This window comes from Paraburkholderia sp. BL9I2N2 (assembly GCF_004339745.1).
Lineage (GTDB): Bacteria > Pseudomonadota > Gammaproteobacteria > Burkholderiales > Burkholderiaceae > Paraburkholderia.
In genome coordinates this window covers 781,979-801,825 of sequence record NZ_SMGP01000003.1, presented here as the reverse complement: position 1 = coordinate 801,825, position 19,847 = coordinate 781,979, and the positions used below count along the sequence as shown (strand labels likewise).

Here is a 19,847-nt window from a genome sequence, read left to right as displayed (position 1 = left end):
ACTTATATTATGAATTCGCTTCCCGGCCGTAGTCCGACCATCGCTGCAACCCGGATGCCTGTATCACGGGCGCTGTTCCTGACCGCGTGGATCAGCGCGTTCATTTTCGGCGTGTACATCGTCGTGTTCTATGGCGGTGCGGTATTCACGGGCAGCATGCAGGACTGGAACCAGGTACTGCCGCGCCTTTACGAAGCGGCCTCGAGACCGGCGACGTTTGCCATCGGCGCGCATTTCTTCGCGGGCGCTGTCGTGCTCCTGCTCGGACCGCTGCAGTTCCTGCCCGGTTTGCGGGCGGGTGCGCCGACCGTGCATCGCGCGGTCGGCCGCGTCTATGCGTTTGCCGCACTCGGCGCGGGGCTCGGCGGGCTCTCGTATCTCGTGCTCAAGGGCGCGGTAGGCGGCCTCACCATGGACGCGGGCTTCGGGCTCTATGGCCTGCTGGTCGTGCTGTCAGCCATCAATACGGTGCGCCACGCGCGCGCGCGCCGCTTCGAACTGCATCGCGCGTGGGCCACGCGACTTTTCGCGCTCGGCATTGGTTCATGGCTCTACCGGATGGACTACGGTATCTGGCTCAAGCTCGTAGGTGGCATCGGCCACACGCACACCTTCGATGGCCCGTTCGACCACGTCATGGATTTCTTTTTCTATGTGCCGAATCTGCTCGTCGCCGAGGCGGTCATCCGCGCACAACGCAACGCGGCGCACGTGCTGGGCGCTCGCACGCTGCGCACGGTGCTGATCGTGGCGGCCTGCTTGCTGGTGATATCGACGGCCCTCTTCACGCGCTCGTATTGGGGACCGCATATCGTCGCCCGCCTGGCCGGAGTTCACCGTGCGTCGGTGCTGTGATTTCCCCGCGACGCCGGTGCTTGGCGCCATCAAGGATGGAAACGACCGCCACTCCTTTATTCGTTAAGGGGGGGAAAGAGTCGCTGCTGGACCCTGCCCTCGCGAAGCGTTCATGTGTTCCGTCTGAGGCTCTCAGGAAGGTACGCTGTGAACGGAATGATAGAAAGCGTTCGCGGGCATGGTTACCGGCTGACCGATCGGTTCGCGATAGCCGGAGAGTCGAAGGTATCGGGCGGGTAGTAAATGGCGGGAGCCAAGGCAGGCGGCCATCTGGGAAGGATCCGCTACTGGAATCGTCGGGGCTGCAGGTCATTGAGCCACCACCAAGAGGCGGCTTTACACAATAGCGGTCGGGAGTCGGAGACGCCAGTTCGCCCGCTAGTGGCCGAACCCTGTCCATCGGGAACTGCACATAAAACCTGTCCGCACGGGCAGCCCCCAGTTACGGCCGTTTTTTTTTGAGCGCCGTGGTGACATTCGAAGAGATTAATTGAAAGGCAGGAACGGGTCGGGTTGAGCCGACCGCATCGGGCGGGAGTCGGCCAGTTGCTGCCGTTTCAAAGAACAAGTATCAAAATTTCGAACGACCGTTCCGGGCCGTGAAGCGGACATCGATGCATCATCAAAATCGCATTTCCCACGGTGGCCCGTCGATGAACTTCGATTCGATCCATTCCCTGAAGGCGATTGTTGTAGCCGGAGAGAACCTGGCTGAGGGCCTGACAAGAAAGACCCCACCTTGGGCATCAAGCAGCCAGTCAGGAAGGATACGCATCAGCCGGCCAGCCGCGATGTCGCGGCTCATCAGCCATTCGCCCGCGCCAAGAATTCCAACTCCATCGTTGGCCGCCGCGAGGAGCGATTCGCTGTCGTTGGCTGTCAGAGACCCCGTCGGCACGATCGTTTCCTGCCGGTTGCCGTTAGACAGGCGCCACTCAGGGAACGATGCGAATCCGCTGAAGCGCAGGCAATTGTGGCCGGCGAGGTCCTGCGGCTTTGCCGGAAGTCCGTGCCTTTTGATGTAGGCGGGGGCCGCACACAAGATGCGGCGGTGGTCGCAGAGCTTTTTTGCGATCAGTCGATTGTCGTTCAATTCCCCGATCCGGACGGCGGCGTCGAATCCTTCAGCGATGATGTCAACAAAGCGTTCGCTATAGTCCGCCACGATAGACACGTGCGGGTGGCCATTGAGAAACTCCGCCAGCATGGGACCGAGCCAGCGGCGCCCCATCGCGGCCGGAAAGGCGACGCGCAGTACGCCACGAATTTCTGCTGCACCTAACGCTGCTTCCTGTTCCGCCTCTGTGATCGAACCGATGGCAGACTGCAAGCGCTCTGCCAACTGTACGCCCGCATCGGTCATCCTGAGCTGCCGCGTTGATCTTTCTATCAAGCGAACGCCGAGGCGCTTTTCCATCGCCAGCAGGCGCTTCGAAACGATAGTGGGGTGACGCTGCAATAGTCGCCCTGCGGCCACGAACGATCCCTCCGAGGCCACCGCCAGCAGCGCCGCGATCTCATCGGTGTGTCGGGGGTCGAGTGGCCGGGCAATCATGGTTTCAGAATTATGGACCCTGAGGATTTTCCGGATTCCAGATCGGCATGGGCCGCTGCCGCATCGGCCAGCGAATACCGGCCCCAGATGCGTGGTGTGATAGCACCAGTCTCGATGTTCGTCAGCACGTCCCGCGCACGTTCCTGATACTCGGCGATCGTTCCCGTGTGTGCTGCCAACGAGGGGCGCGTCAGAAACAGCGAGCCTTTCGCATTCAACGTCGCGAGTTCTACGGCCATCGGCGCACCACTTGAAGCACCAAAGGACACCATCAGGCCACGTGGTCGCAGGCTATTCAAAGATGCGTCGAAAGAAATCCGACCGATTGGGTCGTAAACCACGTCTGCTTTCCTGCCGTCTGTGATCCGGGCCACCTCATCTGCCAGAGTTTGCGCATCGAATACGAACACCTCGTCGCACCCCAGTTCCCTAGCCTTTTGCACACTCGCCGGTTTGGATACGACACCGATGACAAAGGCTCCGAGATGTTTGGCCCACGGCGCCATGATCTGGCCGAGCGCGCCGGCCACGCCATACAGCACCATAATCGTGCCTTGACCGACTGGATAGGTAGTCTTGAGCAGATACTGGGCGGTGACACCCTTGAACATTACTGCGGCCGCATCCTCGTACGACAAGGTGTCCGGAAGCACAACTAGCCGGTCGGCGGGGTAGAGACGACCGCTTGCATATGCGCCTATAGGGCCTGTCGCATAGGCCACCCGGTCGCCCACCTTAACATTACCCACTCCCGGCCCAATGGCGGCAACATGGCCGGCACCTTCCAGGCCGAGACCGGATGGCAGGGGCACACGTACGGAGCCGTTGCGCTGCATGACGTCCAGATAGTTGACGCCGATGGCGTGTTGCTTCAGCCATACCTCTCCCGGGCCGGGGAGAGACTCTGTAAAGTCCTCGACCGCAAGGACTTCGGGTCCACCAACTTGGCTGAGTCGGATTGCAGAAACCATTTGTATGCCCTTTCGATGTAAGTCACTGTCGACGAATGTCGAAGAGGATTGTGAGATCTTTGTGCGGCGGAAGCAATGCGAGCTGGATGCATTACATTGCTGCACCCGATGCAGCCTAGCGCCGAATGCTTGACGAACGGCGGGTGTGCCATCCCTAGCGGACATGCAGCCTTGAGAGGTCGAACGGCTGAGTTGGGTCGGTTACCGCCGACAGCGTCAGGCAGAGGTCGGCCATGACCTGTCATTCGCTCACGCCATTGCCAGGACACTCAGACGGCGGCTTTGGTCCGTAAGCGGCCGTTTCTTTCGCGAAGGTGAGGGTTCCATCATCGACGCTGCACAACCCGCAGAACTGAAAAAATTCGGTCGCAAGGGATGGAAAAGTTTTGCAACAACGTGATCTACCGCGCAGTGTAACGTACAGGTATCCCCCGATTATTGAGGCGTTGCGTCACCGGGGCTGTATCCAGAAGTGGTCGGGACCTTGGCCTTTTGTGACCCCCCGGCATAAAAGAACATTTTTTAGTTGGCGGAGTGTCACGTGACGATGAGGGGGTCATCATGCTGCAGTGGATAGCAAGCTGGACAGTGCGTAACGCACTTACTCCGGAGAAACGGGCCGAAAAGGCGTTGCGAGAGTTGCGTATGGAACTCTTCCAGGCTGAACAACGTATCCTTGATGCGCAGATGCACGCAGAATACTATCGAGCCCGCCTGGCCTTTTGTGAGGCGGTATTAAAAAGCGGGATCGAGCAAGTAAGCGACCAACGGAAAGGGCCGCAGATAGGGGTGCCGGCTTTATGGACAGGTCACAAGCTTACAGCTGCCCAATAGCCGCAACTGTTGCGGTGGGGAGTGACTACTTCCTTACTGGCCGCTTTGACTGAACTGCTAAATGACGTTCTCGACGAATTGCCAGTATTCCGCTAATCGCTGCGGACGACGCATCGGCGCCGGCCTTTCACCAGGTGGCTGGATTGCCTCGTCGCTCGGTCGTGTGCACCTTCGCGGCCCGACTAAGTCTCGTGTTGGTCATGCCGAAACGAAGCGATTGTTCCGATACGAAGTCCGTCGGCGATTTTGCGTGTACCGCGCCAGTCATCGCTGGTTTGCGGTCGTCACGATCTGCACGTTTACCGTGACGACCGCGGTCCCGTTCGGTTAGTTAAATTGAGCACGCAACGTTCTCGTGCCGGGAGCGTGCCTGGATCACTCCGCGTCGAAATGTCAGCCGCTTTCGGAAACGACGGCGGTCCCATCATGTGCGCATGGCCTTCGCTATTCCCGCGAAAGACATCGACGGCCTGTCAGATAGCCCTGAACGACGTCATATCCTGCCTTTGACAACGAGGACGAGTGCACAGGGTAAGGCGTTTATCTAAAACGTCGACGGCGTGCACAGGCTGGGCTCCCCAAACGCTCGCCAGTCGAACCCGACACACTTCAATTTCCTCCCGTGAACCTCATGTTTGGCACCTCAACATTCCTGAGTAGTTGCCGTTACCGGATTACCAAGGTTGCACTTCACCGGTTGGGGCTGGCGATTTTTGCCAGCTCGTTGCTATCGATATGAGAGGTTGGCAAACATATGAGACTGTCTTTTGCAGAGAAGCTCACCATGACCGCATTCGTCGCAATGGGGGCCGTGCAGAGTGGGGATGCGCAGACATTGCCGACAGTGGGCCGGGCGCTGCCGTAGTCGCCCAACCGGGCATGGCGACGGCACTGTCGGCCACGACGCAAGAACAGCAGGGGCAGGCCGGCATGCTGACAGCCGACGAAGCGAAGCAATCCGCCGCTGGCAACGTCGCCGAGTTGCAGCAGATGATCCGAGGCTCGGACCTGAGTGAGCTGCGCACGACGTCCAACGGCAACTACGGTGCGAGCCTGCTGTTTTACGGCAAGGAAATGACCTACTACGTCGCGCTGTTCCAGTAAAAGAATGCGCGTCATCAAGACGCAGGATACAACGCGTGCCGACATGATCTACAAGGATTTTGTGCGCCAGACGTTGCAGCTATCCGAAGTCGAGATTCGCCGCACGCGGCTCGAGGCGCAGAAGGCGTTCATCGAGCGGATGATTGCGCTGTCGCAGGGTCGTGCGAACCGCCTCCAGGCCGGCCTCGATGTAGCGAGTCAGCAGCAGACAATCGTCGCCAGCCAGCAGCAGAAGACGCGTGCCAAAGCCACTGCGCTCGCGCAGCAGAAGGCCGCCGCGCAGGACCAGTTGCGGGCTTCCCAGCGGCAGGTACGCGAACTCCAGAGCCAGCTGGAAAGCGGCCTGGCGCGCTCACATTAATTTTTCAGTGTCTCACTGCACGAGCGCGACCCCGCCCGGTTCGCCGCTCGGAGCGATGTTCGTTCACCGAGGCCTCGCGCGACAGTCGCGCTGCGGCAGGCCGCGAATCTCGTTGTCAATGCTCCGCGCTGCGCGAGACGGCACTTGACTCTGCGCCACGACGAGGCCGCGGAACTGCTTCCACGACATATGCAGCCGCGACGGCCGAGTTCAGCACGAGGCGCGGCGGAATCTGATACAGATGCTTTATTAAGCTGGCTGGCTCCCAGGCGGGCGGTTGGTGAACATAGGGTTTGCCCCGATAAAAATATTGAGACGGGACGCCGTAATACTGCTGGATTTACACGGCGCGGGTCGAACATGGGAAAGCAAACGTTTGCTCAATTACTGTGGCTGCTAGTGCCCGTGAGACTTGTCGGTCCGATTGCGATCAAGGGCTTCGACGCATGGTTGTTGCGTCGGGTGCATCTGGTGAACAAGAGCGCCGGTGTCCGTTTGTGATCGCGGATTTTAAGGTGACCGCTACTGCTGGGTGCTGGCATCCCTACCAGCCCGCTGAGGAAAGAGCTACATGTTCGACGCCGAAATTGCCGCTACGCTCCTGAACCGGTGGCACCGTAAGCGTGCGAACCCAGGAGATCCGCCACCGCTGGAACTCTTGCAAGAAGGCAAGCTGCATTTCAGGCATGAAGGCGGTGACGTCCACGCGGACGATATCGCCGCGGACCGGCGTCTTCGCGTTGAATGCCTGACGTTCGCCGACGGTTCCCGCGCCTTGCGCGTCACCGACGCGGGTGGACAAAGTGGCTGGACGCGATGGACTGCTACCGAGCCGGTCTGAAGGCTCGAAATGAGCACCCCTCTCGGAAGATGCGCCAGCCGTTGTGCACGCAATCGCCATGCTCGACGAACTGGCCGGCGTACCGGCTTGCGAGCCACGGTGGCAATATCGTTATCGACGAATTCCACGATGCCCTTTCCTCGTGAAAGCAGAGCTGGAAAGGCTCCTCAATACTTCTGAGGCCGTAGATTCATGCGACTGCCCACCCACATGCCGACGAAAAAGAGCCGACAGAACGTGTCGGCTGAAGGATTCTGGCTATTCCGAGGGCCGTGCCAGAATCTGAGAGGCGCACATTATTGCACTGCCTGATTTCTAAAGGACGGATGGCGGAAAAAGGGTTTACGCCAATAAAAATATGCAAAAGGAAGGCCGTAATACATGGTTAGTTCATCCATGCGACAGATCGGACGTGAAAAAGCTAACGTTTGCGCAGAAGCTGTGGCTGCCCCTCTTCCTGAGCGTTACCTGTCTGACGGCGATTACGGCATTCGACGCCTGGTCGTTGCGCCAGGTGCGTATCGAAGAGCGCGAGAGCGATCTGGCCAACAACGCCGACAACGTGGTCAGCCTTGCGCGCCAGTACTCGAACCTTGAGCAACAGGCGACGCTCACGCGCGACGCCGCGCAGAAGGCGGTCATGGAACGCATCAAGGGGATGCGCTTCGGCAAGGATGGCTACTACACCATCATGACCGATGAGCCGAAGATGCTGATGCACCCGTTCAAACCCGAACTGATCGGACGGACGCTCGGCGATTTCAAGGACGCCAACGGCACGCTGCTCTACCAGGAGGCGGTCAACGTCGCCAAGGCGAATGGCGCAGGTTTCATCCACTATGTCTGGCCGCGCCCCGGCGAGGACCGACTGGTGCCCAAGCTCACTCGTATCGCAAGCTTCAAACCATGGGGCTGGATTTTTCTCGATGGCGTCTATTTGGACGATATCGATACCGCATTTCACCATTTGTTGATCAGGTCCGGCGCCATCCTCGCCGCTGTCGCACTGATGCTATCGGTCGTGATCGCCGCTCTGAATCGCGGATTGCAGCGCTCACTCGGCGGTGAGCCGGACGATGCTGCAGAAGCGGCGCGGCGCGGCGCGAGCGGCGGCCTGAGCGTGCGGCGCTCGTCGAGCAGGCGGCCGCGGCTGCTCAATCACTCAGCGGGCAGGCACACGGACTGGCACAGGTCGTCGCGGCATTTCGCCTGGAACCCGACGACCAAAAGCAACGAAGCTTTACTCACCACCCGGTATCGAGGGAGATAGCCGATGTCGACATGGCCTAACCGCACTCTGAGTTGGCTCTTCATCCTAACCTACACCCTGATGGTGGTATGGCTAAATTACCTGTAACGAATGTTGTGCCACGTGTGGCGTGTTGTGTCCAGGCGGATGCCTGAGCACCATGACGTCGCGAAAGGTGACGGAAGCGGCCACTGACCTATGCCGAATGAGCTGTCTTCTTCGGTCCACGGCAGCCCGTGGGACATTCCGTGTTTCAGAGGGTCGCGCAAGGAGACGAACGTGGACATGGTGAAGACCGAGATCGGACAACTTGAGAAGGCTGTGAACGCGCTGGTTCATCGCCCCTGGCTCATCCGTCGCGAGTATTGGGCATTGCAGATCGAGTGTCTGCTTGGACGTCCCGCCCTGTCGTTGCAGGATCGGCAACGACTACGCGCGCTACTTGACCTGCTCGGCACCCCCGTCGCGGAATGTATTGCCTCAGCGCAGCAGTGACAAGCGCCGTAAAGTCTTCGATGTACCAATCAAGATGACGCGGTTAGCGTTCTTTGAAACCGATCGTCGACAAGGCAAGCGCATTGATCCTGTGGAACACGCTCGCCGCTGCCGCATCAATTTCGGCGTGTGTCAGGACTTGGCAATGCGCCGACAACGTTGCGCGATGTCAGGCATCGTTGCGGCATCTGTTTGCACTCTCTGCGCGATCATTGACGGCGAACGCGCCTGCTGAGCTATCGGAAATTACTATGTTTAACGAGTCGAAGTGCATATCGCTGATGTACGAACAGGGCCTGGATCAGTGGACGCGTGCCTGCTACCACGAAGCCGTCGAAGCGAAATTTATCAACCCAACGTATTATCCCGACCCCGCGACCATACGGCGTCTTCGCGGCTATTTTGGCGCCGGCCTGTCGCCCATCGAAGCTGCCCAGGCATGCTTCGGACACAGGCACTGAAGCAACCGGATGATTGCGTCATGTCCCGGTAGCCATACCTGCACGAAAGGCAGTAACGGACCTGAACAGTTCGGCGAATTTTTCACTCACGACAGTAGCCGCGCTCGTATGTGCGTCAACTCGACCGGCATCTCGCAAACACCGCTCCCGATGTCAAATTCACACCGCTCTGCTAACGGCTACCGCTCCAGCCATTCCTCGGCGGGTTGCATGACTTCGTCAAACACGGGCTCCGCGATCGCGCCTCTGGCGGACCTGTCGAGCGCATCCTGATGACGCACGCGCAACCAGACTGCGGCGACGGTTGCGTCGTGCCGCCACCAGAGGTCGTCACTGCCCTCAAAGACCTCTACCTTGTCTCGAGCGCTCTCGCGCAGCGCGGCGCTTACGCTCAGGACATTCGCGATGCCCAATGGCGGACCATGGCTCAACGGGCTCAGGAGGCGAAGACAGCAATCGACCAGCACGGGGAGAGTCTTGAAACGCGTGCGATGGTGCTGCTTCGACAGATGACAAGCATATGCCAGGGTCTGGTTGATCGGCACGCGGCCCGTCAGGAGATTCCCTTCGCGGTCTGGCGCGAAGTAGGCAGACTTGGGCACGACGCCTATGAGTGGGTCAATCTGACCGCCCCTCGCCGGAGAGGGCCCGACGCATGAGTCAACAGCTAATCATGTGGGCGCACAGGGCCGGGCTCGAACCGGGTCGGCGCGCGCAACGCCTCGGACCGGTGTCGCCGCCACGTCCTGGCCGCCCCAACGTCCGGCGCGTTCTAGCGTCTCAGGGACGCCAACAACGCGCCAATGGAGGCTGCGCGCCCAACGTCCGAACAAAACCAGAACTGCGCACCGACACCGGTAAACAATGATCAGAAGGTTGTTGCAACCATTAAACCGTGGAGCTTTCATTGAACGCGGAAGGAATCAACAAGGCTGCGTTGCTGCTGATGTCGCTCGGCGAAAACGAGGCGGCGGAAGCCTTCCGGTTCCTCGATCCACGTGAGGTGCAGAAGATCAGTATCGCGATAGCCACCCTGAAAAACGTCACACTCGGTGCTGTCGACGCCGTGCTGCAAGACTTTATCAAGGAAGCGGAATCGCATACCACGCTGTCGCTTGACTCGAAGGAATACATCCGGTCGGTGCTGACGAGTGCCCTCGGCGAAGAGAGGGCTGGCGGCATCATCGACCGAATCATGCTGGGCGACGACGTCACCGGCATCGAAGGCCTGAAGTGGATGGACGCGCCGGCTGTCGCGGAATTGATCAGGAACGAACACCCGCAAATCATTGCGACAATCCTCGTGCATCTGGACCCGGACCAGGCTTCTGACGTGCTCGCATGTTTCACCGAGCGGACGCGAAACGACGTGCTGCTGCGCATTGCCACGCTCGATGGCATTCAGCCAGCCGCATTACGCGAACTCGATGATGTGATGACCGACTTGCTGTCTGGCAATGCCAATGTGAAACGCAAAGCGGTCGGAGGCGTTCGCGCGGCGGCGGAAATCCTCAACCACCTGTCAAACCAGCACGAAGAATCGGTAATCGAGAGCGTGCGCGGCTATGACGTCGATCTCGCGCAAAAGATCATTGACGAGATGTTCACGTTCGACAAACTGGTCGAGCTTGATGATCGCGCGATCCGGCTATTGCTCAGGGGAGTTGGCACAGAGACACTGGTTATCGCATTGAAGGTCGGACCGCCCGAGTTGCGTCAGAAGTTCATGGCGAATATGTCGCAACGTGCGGCGGAACTGTTTTCTGACGATATGGAGACGAGTGGCCCGGTGCGTCTCTCGGAAGTCGAGGCAAAACAGCGCATAGTTCTGCAAGTCGCGCGCAACCTTGCCGATAGCGGCGAGATAGCGCTTGGCGACAAGGCTGACGACATGTATGTCTGAAGTGCCTCACTGCGCGAACATCAGCGATGGGAATCGAGAGGATAGCTAATGGAAAAACGAGCCGTGAGGCACAAGAATGGCGTGTGCGCGTTCTGGAACGTTCGCACTCGCATCATACTGACGGCCTTGATCGGATGCATGCCTGGATGCAGCAACGGCGTTTCAGATTCCGATGTGAAGTTCATCGCTGCCGGGATGCCACCGCACTTCGAGTCGTTCCGGATGTACAGCGCAGCCCCAGATGGCAGTGGCCCAGTCAGTGGGTACGCTCATCGCCCAGTCCGGCTCCAGCAGGGCTGCCAAGCAATCATACTTTCGGCGGGCGGCCGTTTTCGCGAGTCTGTGATCCTGCAGAGCGAATCGGCCGAGTCCTTCGATCTCGATGTCGTCCATACGGCTGACGGATGGACCGTTACATCGGACGGCCTCGCCCCGCCGAGCGCCGACTCTGCAGGGCTTCGTACCCAGTTCATGAAATGCGTTAATGCGATCGAGGACAAGTTTCGGGCGGAGCCGGAAAAGATATCCCTCCGGTGACCGCGCCGGCGTCCGAAGGGGGCGGATGACCGTTGCACCCCAAAAGGTGCCGTCGAGGTGGCGCTGGGTTGAACGTCCGGAGCGGCTCGGCAAGCGCCTGTCGCGTTGCTCAACAACAGTCATTCGGAAACGCACGCGACCGCAGTGTTCAGGAAGACGCCGCTATCGTGGTAACCCTTCTCTGGGGTGTCCATTTTTAACCGGAGTTGGCGATTTGCCTCCACGGGCGGCTCGGCGAAGGTCGCTCCAAGCTCGGCGGACGTCCGCGTTGCCGCGGCTGCTTTGGAGGAACAGCCTTTGGGCGCTGGTTCATAACAAGGTCCCGAAACGGACCGGTTCATGGGCGACAGCAAGCTCCAGGACCCGGTAGAACAGCCTCACTCGGCTACGTGAGCGGGTTGAAACCGTTCAATTCCGGTTAAATGGAGACACCAGACCCTTCTTATCGCAAGCCTTTTCCACGCGTAACTGCGCCGATGCGATTCAAACCGCACGCACCGATGCGGACTCCGACTGTGGCCCGCATCAACGTCGAGACTTCGCTAGCCTCATCAAGAGCTTGGATGCTAATTCCAGGGCTTGCGACGCGAAGTGACAGATCTAATTCGGACTGAGGCGAGTTGTCACTTTTATTTGTCCGAGAGTGGAAGCAAATGTGTCACCGCAACGCCGCTGAACCGCATCGCGCCGTACCGCGGGTGGTGACAGATTCATTGCGCTTTCACGCCTCGGCACCGCCGGGTGACGACTTTACGTCGATCAGAACAATGTCCGGATACCGCCCCCTACGGTGTAACCGTACGAGAAGTTCGTCGCATGATCGCCGAGGACCGCAGCGTACACGATCGTGCGGCCGGACAACGGATAGTCATAGCCGACCGACCACGTGTTGCGGAAATCGTCCCGTTGCCCGCCGCTCTTCGACATCCCGTCGGACATCAGAATGCTGCCCGTGCCGACCTTGATGGATGCCCCAAGCTCGCCGAAGTTGACGTGGTACCCGCCGCCGGAGATCGCGTTCGACACGTACTGATACTGGCCGTACAGCTTGACGGTGCCGAAATCGTAAGTGGTGCCTGCCTGCACCGCCGACTGCGTCGACAGGCCCGGTACGCTCGCCGCGAGGTCGCCCGCCACCGTATTGAACTTGATCTGCTGGTAGACCACGTTGGCCGCCAACGCGCCGCTACGGTAGATCACCTGTCCAGCCCATTTGTTCTGCCCGGGCTCGCCGGCTGCATTGCCAAACGCGTATTGGGCGTTGAGTTGCCAGCCGCCATACGGCACGGTCGAATACGTGACCGCGTTGCTCCACTCGCCACCGCCGCCGCCCACGCCCTGGCCGTTGACCGGCACATAGGTATGGATCACCGCCGGCGAGAACACGAACGAGTTGAAGAACGGATTGAAGAAGATCGTCGAATTCCAGTAGAGCGGTCCGATCTGGCCGGCGACCAGCTTGCCCCATGGCGCGTTCACGCCGACCCACGCATTGCGCGAGAAAAAGCCGTCGCCCGCGAACCGGCCGAACGTACCGTTCTGCACCGAGAAGTAGCTTTCCAGCTCGAATATGGCCTGATAGCCGCCACCCAAATCTTCAGAGCCTTTAATTCCCCAGAACGACGCGGTTGCGCCGCCGTTGCCGACCATAAATGCGGTCTTCCCACCCAACGCCTTTTTCGCTCCGACGAAAGCATCGACGTCGCCGTACAAAGTCACACTCGACTGGGCCGCGGCCACGCCGCTCCCGCACATCGCGGCAAACGCCACCGCAGGCAGCGCGCGACGCAATTTCCTGTTCATATTTGGTTCTCCGTAGCTTACGGCTCTGATTCTGGTTCTGATTTCGGTCCTGCCGGGCGCAACGAATCAGTGCATGGCGGCGCGGTAATAGGTCGGGTCGTAGTACTTCATCGGGTCTTTCAGCGCTTTGTGCGGCATCGCATAGCGGGTGCGCAGCGCCAGCACCGTCTTGATGCCCGGCACGCTGATTCGGCCCTTGCGGAAGAATCCCGCTTTCGGATCGAGCAGTTCGCCGTACGTCGTGGAGGCCAGTTCAGGCGACATCTGCGGCACGTTTTTCAACAGGATGCGGATCGCCTCGTCATGATTTTTCGGGTCGTAGAGCCAGTCGATCGCCTCGACGTACGCCTGAATGAACGCCACCAGCTTCGGCTTGTTCTGGCGCGCCCACGACCGGCGAGTCGCCGCGACGTTGCCCTGATACGGACCGATGACGTCGGTCGCGGCCACGATCTGATTGAAGCCTTCGTTGCGAGCAAGAATGTTGAACGGCGTCGACAGCAGCGTGGCGACCTGCATGTGGTGCTGCAGTGCCGTCCAGCGCTGGGTCATGCCGCCCGCCGTCTCGACCGTGTAGTCGCCAGGCTTCAGGCCCTTGCGCGCCAGCATGTCGTACAGCACGAATGCGTAGCCGGTGGTGCGCGCATCGACCGACAGCGTCTTGCCGCGCAGTTCGTCGTAGGTTTTGATGTCCGGCGCCGCGACGAGACTCAGGAAGCTGCTGTCGCTCCCCATCACGGCGACGAAGTCCGGCTGCGGACCGATCGGCGCTTCGCCTTCGCCTTCGACATAGGCGACGATGTTGTCGATCGCCGTCATCGCGATATCAAAGTGTCCCTGAGACAGATCGGTCATCTGCGCGACGGAACCGGTAGTCGCTTGCAGGATCACGTTGATGCCGTGCTGCTGGAAGAAACCTTTGTCCTCGGCGACATAGCTCGGCCAGTTGAACCCGCCGGGGAACACGTTGACGGTGACGTCGCCCAAGCTGGGTGCCGGCTGCTGCGCTTGTGCCGCCGTAACCGGGAGAGCCGACATCGCGCACGCGATGAATGCCGCAGCCGTCAGTCTTGCCATTGATTTCTTTATAGCTGTATTCACTTAACAATCCTAAATGTAGGATGCAACATATTTTAAAAAAACCGCAGACGATCTACTTCGCGTCTGCCGTCATCATTCGGCTTACCGGCAATGCCATCTTCGACGGCTGCAATCCCAGCGAAATGAGTGCGCCGACGCAAGCCAGCAAAGAAATCTGTTCGAGGCCGGCCGCCGACCATCCGGCGGACGTGGCAAGCCATCCGATCGTGTAGCCGGCAATCGATGCCGAACCGTACACGCTTGACACGAACACGCCCGACGCCTTGTTGTTCAAATGGCCGCTGACCGAACGAATGTGATAACCGGCGAGGTTCACATAAATGGTTCCGCTGACGACGAGGCCCCACACGAACGACAACGCTTCCTGTGCAGCCACGCTGGTGGCGGAGTAGAACAAACCGTAGCCGAGCACGGCGGCAATCAGAAAGCTCACCGAGAGCACTTTGCGAGCCGACAGGGAGTCGCCGATCCAGCCGCCCGCAATCGATGCGAACACACCGATTCCGTAGGCGCTCATCACGTGTCCGGTAACGGCCGGCGTGAAGGCCAGATGCTCGCGCAGGAACGTTGGGTACATGCCGAGATACCCATAGATGATCAGGCCGCCGATCAGGCTGAGCACCGTCAACAGAACGGTGTTGCGGTTGAGCAGCGTCGGCGGCGCGGAAATCTGCGCGCTATTGCGGCTCGCTTCCGCGGCCCGGACTTCGCTGAACCATGGGCGCACCGCGACAGCGAGCAGTACGATCGCGACCACCCCGAGGAGGCCGAATACGACCATCGGAAACCGCCACGTATGCCGCATCGCCAGCAAGCCGCTGCCTGCGATAGGGCCGACGATCGCGCCGACGCCGAACGAGAAGTTCACCGCGCCCACCGCAGTCGACCGGAAGCGGGTGAAGTAGCTGGTGCCGATTGCGATGATCACCGTCAGTTGCATTGCCTCGCCGATGCCGGTCGCGGCGCGATACAGCAGCATGTCGACAAAGCCGTGCGCGCAGGCAGTCAGCACCGTGCCGAGCGAAAAGATCGCAATGCCTATGATGGTCGCGCTTTTGCGCGAGAGCCGGGCAAGCAGGAAGCCGGTCGGCACGCCGGCGATCGCCATGCCGAGCGTGAAGATGGTCGACAGAAGTCCGGTTTCCGCAAGGCCAAAGCCTAACTCGTGGCGCACGTCGGCCGCGAGCAGCGGGAAGATCTGCCGGTCCATCGCGTTGATCGAATAGGACGCCAGCAACACGACAAACATGGCGACGGCGGCAACGACGGGACCTGCAGGCCGGCCCCCGGCCTGCGAAACGGTGTTTTTCATGAGCGTCTCGAAGAAGGCGACGACCGCCGGGCCGCCGCTTACTGCTGGAATTGCGCCGCCGTTGGCGGCCAACGCGCGTATCCGTCTGCGGGTCAGTCCGACATCGGAGTGGAGGCCACGAACGCGTCGCAAATCTCGCTGCCGGTCGTGAACACGACGCCAGGACGCGCACGGATATGCGCCAGCGCCTCGCGGAAATAACGCAGCCGGTGCGGCACGCCCATGATGTACGGATGGACGACGAGCGCCATCACGCGCGGCTCGTTCTGTGCATCGGCGTACAGCTGTTCGAACTGGTCGATCGCGCGGGTGCGGTATTCGACGGCCGCATGAAGCTGAATCAGCATCATCGCGACGTCGTTGCATTCCTGCGTATAGGGAACGCTGACAATCGGTTTGCCGCGCGTCTTCAGGTACAGCGGCTGGTCGTCTAGCACCCAGTCGCACACATAGTCGTAGCCTTCTTCGGCGAGGATATCCGGCGTCTCCCACGTCTCCGTCAGGCCAGGTCCGAGCCAGCCGCGCGGCGCGCGGCCGGTGAAATCGCGGATTGCAGTGGTGGTCTTCAGGATGTCGGCGCGCTCGTCGTCCACCTTCTGCATGTTCTTCTGGCTGTAGCCGTGACCCATGAACTCCCAGCCCCGCTCGAGCGCCGCCCGCGAGATCGGTTCATAGGCGCGGATCGCGGAACCGTTGATCGCCAGCGCCGCGCGAATGCCGAGCGTATCCAGCACATCGAGCATCCGCCAGAACGCGACGCGATTGCCGTACTCGTGCCACGCCCAGTTCGGGATGTCTGGTGTCGGCGAGCCGCCGGCCGGCGGCGTCAGCACGGTGCGTGGCATCGTTTCGCGCGGATTCCATTCTTCGATATTGACGATTACCCAGACAGCAAGTTTCGCGTCGCCCGGCAACGCGAGTTTCGGCCGATCGACGATCGGCGAATAAGCAAGACGTTCGTTCGGTAGCATAGTCATTGTTTCCTGGAGCCAATGGTGAAGTGGACAGTGTCGAGCCCTTCGATCACGCCTTCGATGCGGTCACCGGGCACGACCGGACCGACGCCCGCAGGCGTGCCGGTGAAGATCAGGTCGCCGGCCTTCAGTTCGTATTGTGTCGAGAGGTTCGCAATGATCTCCGGCACATTCCAGATCATCTGGCCGAGGTCGCCCTTCTGGCGCGCCTCGCCGTTCACGGAAAGCGAAATCGAGCCGCGTCCGATATGGCCGACGCGTTCGACCGGATGCAGCGGGCCGCACGGCGCCGATTCGTCGAACGACTTGCCGATCTCCCACGGTAGCATCCGTTCGCGCGCTTCGCGCTGACGGTCGCGGCGCGTCATATCGATACCGACCGCGTACCCGAACACATGGCTGAGCGCGTCTTCAACTGAAATATTCATGCCGCACTTACCGATCGCGGCGACCAGTTCGATCTCGTGCTGGAAGTCTTCGGTGTACGGCGGAAAGCTCAGTTCGGCGCCGTTCGCGACGATCGAGTCCGACGGTTTCTGGAAGAAGAAAGGCGGATCGCGTTCATCCCCTTCCTTCATTTCGCGGATGTGTTCGACATAGTTGCGGCCAACGCAGTACACCCGGCGAACGGGGAAGCGGGAAGCGCTGCCGGCAACGGACAGGACGGGTGTAGCCAATGCAACGGCATAAGAAGACTGATCGACGGTCAAGCTTGATTCTCCGGACAGTGAAGACGGGTTGCACTGATCATGTGTGTACAATAATGCCATGTCAATGCTAAAGTGTATTCAGTTTGCGCATTGAAAAACCGTTGATTGCATGCGCGCAGAATCGGTGCATTTGGTATTTCTGGCCGTGCATATTGGGGCTTCCCCTGCACACGGATGGTGACATGCACTTACCAGATGCATACGATTCACCGCACGCGAGCCATAATTGTGCTCAGCTCTGATTTATAATCAGGCACGTCTCTAAGTCGAAGGACGCCAATGATGGAAAAAAACCGGGGCGGCGACGCTGTCCGGCGAACTCGCCGAACGTATCCGACAGGATCTGCTCGATGGGGTGATTGCATCCGGATCGCGCATCAACGAAGTCTCGCTAAGTCGCGACCTCGCCGTCTCGCGCACGCCACTACGGGCCGCGCTGCAGATGCTCGCGGGTGAAGGATTGTTGACTTACACACCGAACCGCGGCTTCACTGTGCGCGCGTTTCCGCTATCGGAAATTGTCGATGCGTATGAAATGCGGGCGCTCGCCGAAGGTCTCGCCGCCCGGCTTGCCGCCGAGCGCGGCCTTTCCGCCGATGCCTGCATTGAGCTCGAAAACGCGCTGACGCGCGGCGATCAGATTCTTGCCAGCGGCATCGAACCGAATGCCCAGCGCGCGGAATACGCGGAAATCAATGAGATTTTCCATTCCGTCATTCATGACGCGGCGAGTTCGCGGCTGGTGTCCGATGTGTTGCGTCTGTGCCAACAGATTCCCCAGACTTCGACGCACAACATTCTCGCGTTCGAAATCGACGACATTCGCGAACGTCACCGCTTTCACCATCGTATTTATGACGCGATCCTCGCGCGCGAGCCGCGTGAAGCCGAAGCGCTGATGCGGCAGCACGTCGTGAGCGTGAAGACGTCGCTGATCCGCGCGGCCAGCCGGCAGATCACTACCGCGCAACGAAACAGGCCAGGGCAGCGGAAGGCAGCGGTGGAGTAGCGCAACCTGTTGCGCACCGAAAGGTGCGCGCATACCGGTGCGAGCCGTTTCGATGAATTCGAAAAAAGCATGCTCAACGATGAGCCGGGGGAACCTAAGGGCTGAGAGCGATCACGTGCCGGCGCTCGCAATAGTTCGAATCATGTGCCCCATATGCCCATCGCATGAGACGGCGACCGGCCAAAAACGGCCGGTCGACAAGCCAGGCTGAATCGTCGACAATTTGGTGCTTTAGCATTTTGCCGACGTTCTCGACGATATTGATCTTTCCAAATCTACCTACGTCGTTTGAAACGGACCGTCTGGTCATCAGGTGCCCTCGGTCTGGTGACGGTCCTGAGTTGTTCTACGCGACCGTCGACGCACTAACGGAACTGAGGCGCTTCCCAGCGTCCATGCCATGGGCGCTCGGAACACCATCGATTGATACGTCCGAGTCGTTTTGCCTTGCGGGTTCGGCAAATTTTCAAGCAAGAAAAGACTTTCCGTTTTTGTTTATCGATAAGACGTCAGGCATCGTTGTGGGCTGCGGCGGTCTTCACCGGCCCAGATGGGCCGTCCCAGTTTTTGAACTCGGTTTTTGGGGACGGTCGTCGCTTGTGGGACGGGGAATGTTCAGCGAAGCCGCCGATGCCTTGGCAAACTATGCTTTTTCCAATTTCGGGGCGAAGCGAGTCGAGGCGATCTGCGACGATTTGAACATAAGGAGCATTCGACTTTGTGAGCGCATTGGGATGCAACTAGAAGGCGTGTTGCGGCAGGAACGGCGCGCCCCGGACGGTAGTTTACGAAACACGCGAGTCTATTCAAAACTAGCTTGAACTTGCGCTCGGTTCGGCAAGTGTCGGCCAGGGGCGGAGCGTCAACTCGAATTGTGAATCGGCGACAAGACTGACCTTTCTCGACACATTCGACCTATCGTTAAAGGAACAAACAGAGCGTATGGATGGCTCTGTTACCCTGCTACGGCCGGCGTTTCGGGGCCGTTAGCCTTGGCCCCTGTCGCCTACCGGCAACAGCGTACTAGCTCTTGAGCAGCCCTTCGTCTTCGAGCGCGTCAGCGGGGATGGAGTCGTCGATGCGCGGCCACTCCAACTCGACATGTGCGTTCCAATGGCGAAGCGCTCTCGCACGACCCTCTTCTTCGAGAACGAATTCGAAAGTGATGTCTGGAAAATCGCTGCTGCGAAATTGCAGGCCTTTGAATGGTTTAAGGACATCGGCGGGTTCGCCCGGATGAAATAACGAGATATCGCCGGCCCGACTCAGTTTGACACCGATCTTCCTGCCGAGAGGCGTTTCGTACGTGCCAACGAGTCTTGAAAGCACGTCCGCATCGGGTGGCGTTGGCAGACGAACGATCACGGCTTCCGATTGATCAAACCGTATCACCGCGCGATCGATCGTCGAGCATGCTCGTAAGGAATGAAACCGCCCACGCGCCATTTGTCTCGTCATCAGCAGGCTGCCGCGCGCGCGATTAAGTCAGGGCGACAAGAGTTTCTCGAAGTAAAGTGTCCGGTTCAACGTTTACTCGAGCCATATGTGCGCTGAATGTGGCCGTCCGGAGTGACTATATCGTCGCCCCACACCAGACGCGCCCAAATATTTTTTCGGCAACATGCTGGTCCTGCAGCAGCGACCCTCAGCAAGTGCATCGAAACCGAAATGTTTGCAAAACCTTGTGACCGAGGTGATCAGGCAGGCCGCCGGGCGTTCGGACCGGCTTGTCATGGTTGCAGATGAAACCTACCATGCCGGAGCAATATACG

General features: G+C 59.7%; 19 protein-coding genes and 1 pseudogene. 10 read left to right on the top strand and 10 right to left on the bottom strand.

The annotated features are described in order from the left end of the window. Nucleotides 1-9: 9 nt before the first annotated feature. A complete protein-coding gene (locus tag B0G74_RS34520; RefSeq protein WP_132380686.1) occupies nucleotides 10-855 on the top strand; it encodes a DUF2306 domain-containing protein in 846 nt (281 codons plus the stop codon). 622 nt (nucleotides 856-1,477) lie between these two features. Here B0G74_RS34520 and B0G74_RS34515 read toward each other — a convergent pair. Further along, complete coding sequence (locus B0G74_RS34515; protein ID WP_132380684.1) at nucleotides 1,478-2,410, bottom strand: LysR family transcriptional regulator; 933 nt, start codon at nucleotides 2,408-2,410, stop codon at nucleotides 1,478-1,480. Continuing rightward, on the bottom strand, nucleotides 2,407-3,381 hold the full coding sequence (locus tag B0G74_RS34510) for a quinone oxidoreductase (RefSeq protein WP_132380682.1): 975 nt from the start codon (nucleotides 3,379-3,381) through the stop codon (nucleotides 2,407-2,409). The genes B0G74_RS34515 and B0G74_RS34510 overlap by 4 nt, the downstream gene beginning before the upstream one ends. Nucleotides 3,382-3,942: 561 nt before the next feature. On the opposite strand from B0G74_RS34510, the gene B0G74_RS34505 reads away from it, so the two are divergent. Together B0G74_RS34505 and B0G74_RS34500 are read left to right on the top strand one after the other, a co-directional pair. After that, nucleotides 3,943-4,215, top strand: coding sequence for a hypothetical protein (locus B0G74_RS34505; protein ID WP_132380680.1), 273 nt, complete (start codon nucleotides 3,943-3,945; stop codon nucleotides 4,213-4,215). A gap of 754 nt (nucleotides 4,216-4,969) precedes the next feature. Next, nucleotides 4,970-5,680 (top strand): annotated as a pseudogene (locus B0G74_RS34500) (DUF2968 domain-containing protein). A 544-nt stretch (nucleotides 5,681-6,224) separates the two neighbouring features. Here the strand turns inward: B0G74_RS34500 and B0G74_RS34495 are convergent. After that, a complete protein-coding gene (locus B0G74_RS34495; RefSeq protein WP_132380678.1) occupies nucleotides 6,225-6,482 on the bottom strand; it encodes a hypothetical protein in 258 nt (85 codons plus the stop codon). A 397-nt stretch (nucleotides 6,483-6,879) separates the two neighbouring features. Between B0G74_RS34495 and B0G74_RS34490 the strand changes: the two genes are divergently transcribed. From B0G74_RS34490 to B0G74_RS34480, 3 genes are all read left to right on the top strand, one after another. After that, nucleotides 6,880-7,791 carry a cache domain-containing protein gene (locus B0G74_RS34490; protein ID WP_243658449.1) on the top strand — a complete coding sequence of 304 codons (912 nt, stop codon included), beginning with the start codon at nucleotides 6,880-6,882 and terminating at the stop codon, nucleotides 7,789-7,791. A gap of 264 nt (nucleotides 7,792-8,055) precedes the next feature. Beyond that, the gene (locus B0G74_RS34485) at nucleotides 8,056-8,265 is read left to right on the top strand and encodes a hypothetical protein (protein ID WP_132381310.1); all 210 of its coding nucleotides are present in this window, start codon (nucleotides 8,056-8,058) and stop codon (nucleotides 8,263-8,265) included. Between the two features lie 53 nt (nucleotides 8,266-8,318). Further along, nucleotides 8,319-8,726 (top strand): hypothetical protein, encoded by a 408-nt coding sequence (locus B0G74_RS34480; RefSeq protein ID WP_132380676.1) that lies wholly within the window; start codon nucleotides 8,319-8,321, stop codon nucleotides 8,724-8,726. Between the two features lie 179 nt (nucleotides 8,727-8,905). Here the strand turns inward: B0G74_RS34480 and B0G74_RS34475 are convergent, their stop codons facing one another. Next, complete coding sequence (locus B0G74_RS34475) at nucleotides 8,906-9,271, bottom strand: hypothetical protein (RefSeq protein WP_132380674.1); 366 nt, start codon at nucleotides 9,269-9,271, stop codon at nucleotides 8,906-8,908. Between the two features lie 362 nt (nucleotides 9,272-9,633). Between B0G74_RS34475 and fliG the strand changes: the two genes are divergently transcribed. Further along, entirely contained in the window at nucleotides 9,634-10,629 is a 996-nt protein-coding gene (fliG, locus tag B0G74_RS34470; protein ID WP_132380672.1) for a flagellar motor switch protein FliG, read from the top strand. Between the two features lie 48 nt (nucleotides 10,630-10,677). Beyond that, complete coding sequence (locus B0G74_RS34465; RefSeq protein WP_132380670.1) at nucleotides 10,678-11,166, top strand: hypothetical protein; 489 nt, start codon at nucleotides 10,678-10,680, stop codon at nucleotides 11,164-11,166. A 759-nt stretch (nucleotides 11,167-11,925) separates the two neighbouring features. Here B0G74_RS34465 and B0G74_RS34460 read toward each other — a convergent pair. The 5 genes from B0G74_RS34460 to B0G74_RS34440 form a co-directional block, all read right to left on the bottom strand. Then, the gene (locus B0G74_RS34460) at nucleotides 11,926-12,969 is read right to left on the bottom strand and encodes a porin (RefSeq protein WP_132380668.1); all 1,044 of its coding nucleotides are present in this window, start codon (nucleotides 12,967-12,969) and stop codon (nucleotides 11,926-11,928) included. A 66-nt stretch (nucleotides 12,970-13,035) separates the two neighbouring features. Beyond that, entirely contained in the window at nucleotides 13,036-14,070 is a 1,035-nt protein-coding gene (locus tag B0G74_RS34455; RefSeq protein WP_132380666.1) for an ABC transporter substrate-binding protein, read from the bottom strand. Between the two features lie 52 nt (nucleotides 14,071-14,122). Beyond that, nucleotides 14,123-15,382 (bottom strand): MFS transporter, encoded by a 1,260-nt coding sequence (locus B0G74_RS34450; RefSeq protein ID WP_132380664.1) that lies wholly within the window; start codon nucleotides 15,380-15,382, stop codon nucleotides 14,123-14,125. Between the two features lie 92 nt (nucleotides 15,383-15,474). Next, complete coding sequence (locus tag B0G74_RS34445) at nucleotides 15,475-16,353, bottom strand: polysaccharide deacetylase family protein (RefSeq protein WP_132380662.1); 879 nt, start codon at nucleotides 16,351-16,353, stop codon at nucleotides 15,475-15,477. Nucleotides 16,354-16,355: 2 nt separating this feature from the next. Continuing rightward, entirely contained in the window at nucleotides 16,356-17,066 is a 711-nt protein-coding gene (locus B0G74_RS34440; protein ID WP_243658448.1) for a fumarylacetoacetate hydrolase family protein, read from the bottom strand. 307 nt (nucleotides 17,067-17,373) lie between these two features. Between B0G74_RS34440 and B0G74_RS34435 the strand changes: the two genes are divergently transcribed. Continuing rightward, nucleotides 17,374-18,075, top strand: coding sequence for a GntR family transcriptional regulator (locus tag B0G74_RS34435; protein ID WP_279388637.1), 702 nt, complete (start codon nucleotides 17,374-17,376; stop codon nucleotides 18,073-18,075). 164 nt (nucleotides 18,076-18,239) lie between these two features. Then, nucleotides 18,240-18,896 carry a GNAT family protein gene (locus B0G74_RS34430; RefSeq protein ID WP_132380656.1) on the top strand — a complete coding sequence of 219 codons (657 nt, stop codon included), beginning with the start codon at nucleotides 18,240-18,242 and terminating at the stop codon, nucleotides 18,894-18,896. Between the two features lie 202 nt (nucleotides 18,897-19,098). Here B0G74_RS34430 and B0G74_RS34425 read toward each other — a convergent pair whose 3' ends face one another. Then, entirely contained in the window at nucleotides 19,099-19,404 is a 306-nt protein-coding gene (locus B0G74_RS34425; protein ID WP_132380654.1) for a hypothetical protein, read from the bottom strand. Between the last annotated feature and the right edge of the window lie 443 nt (nucleotides 19,405-19,847).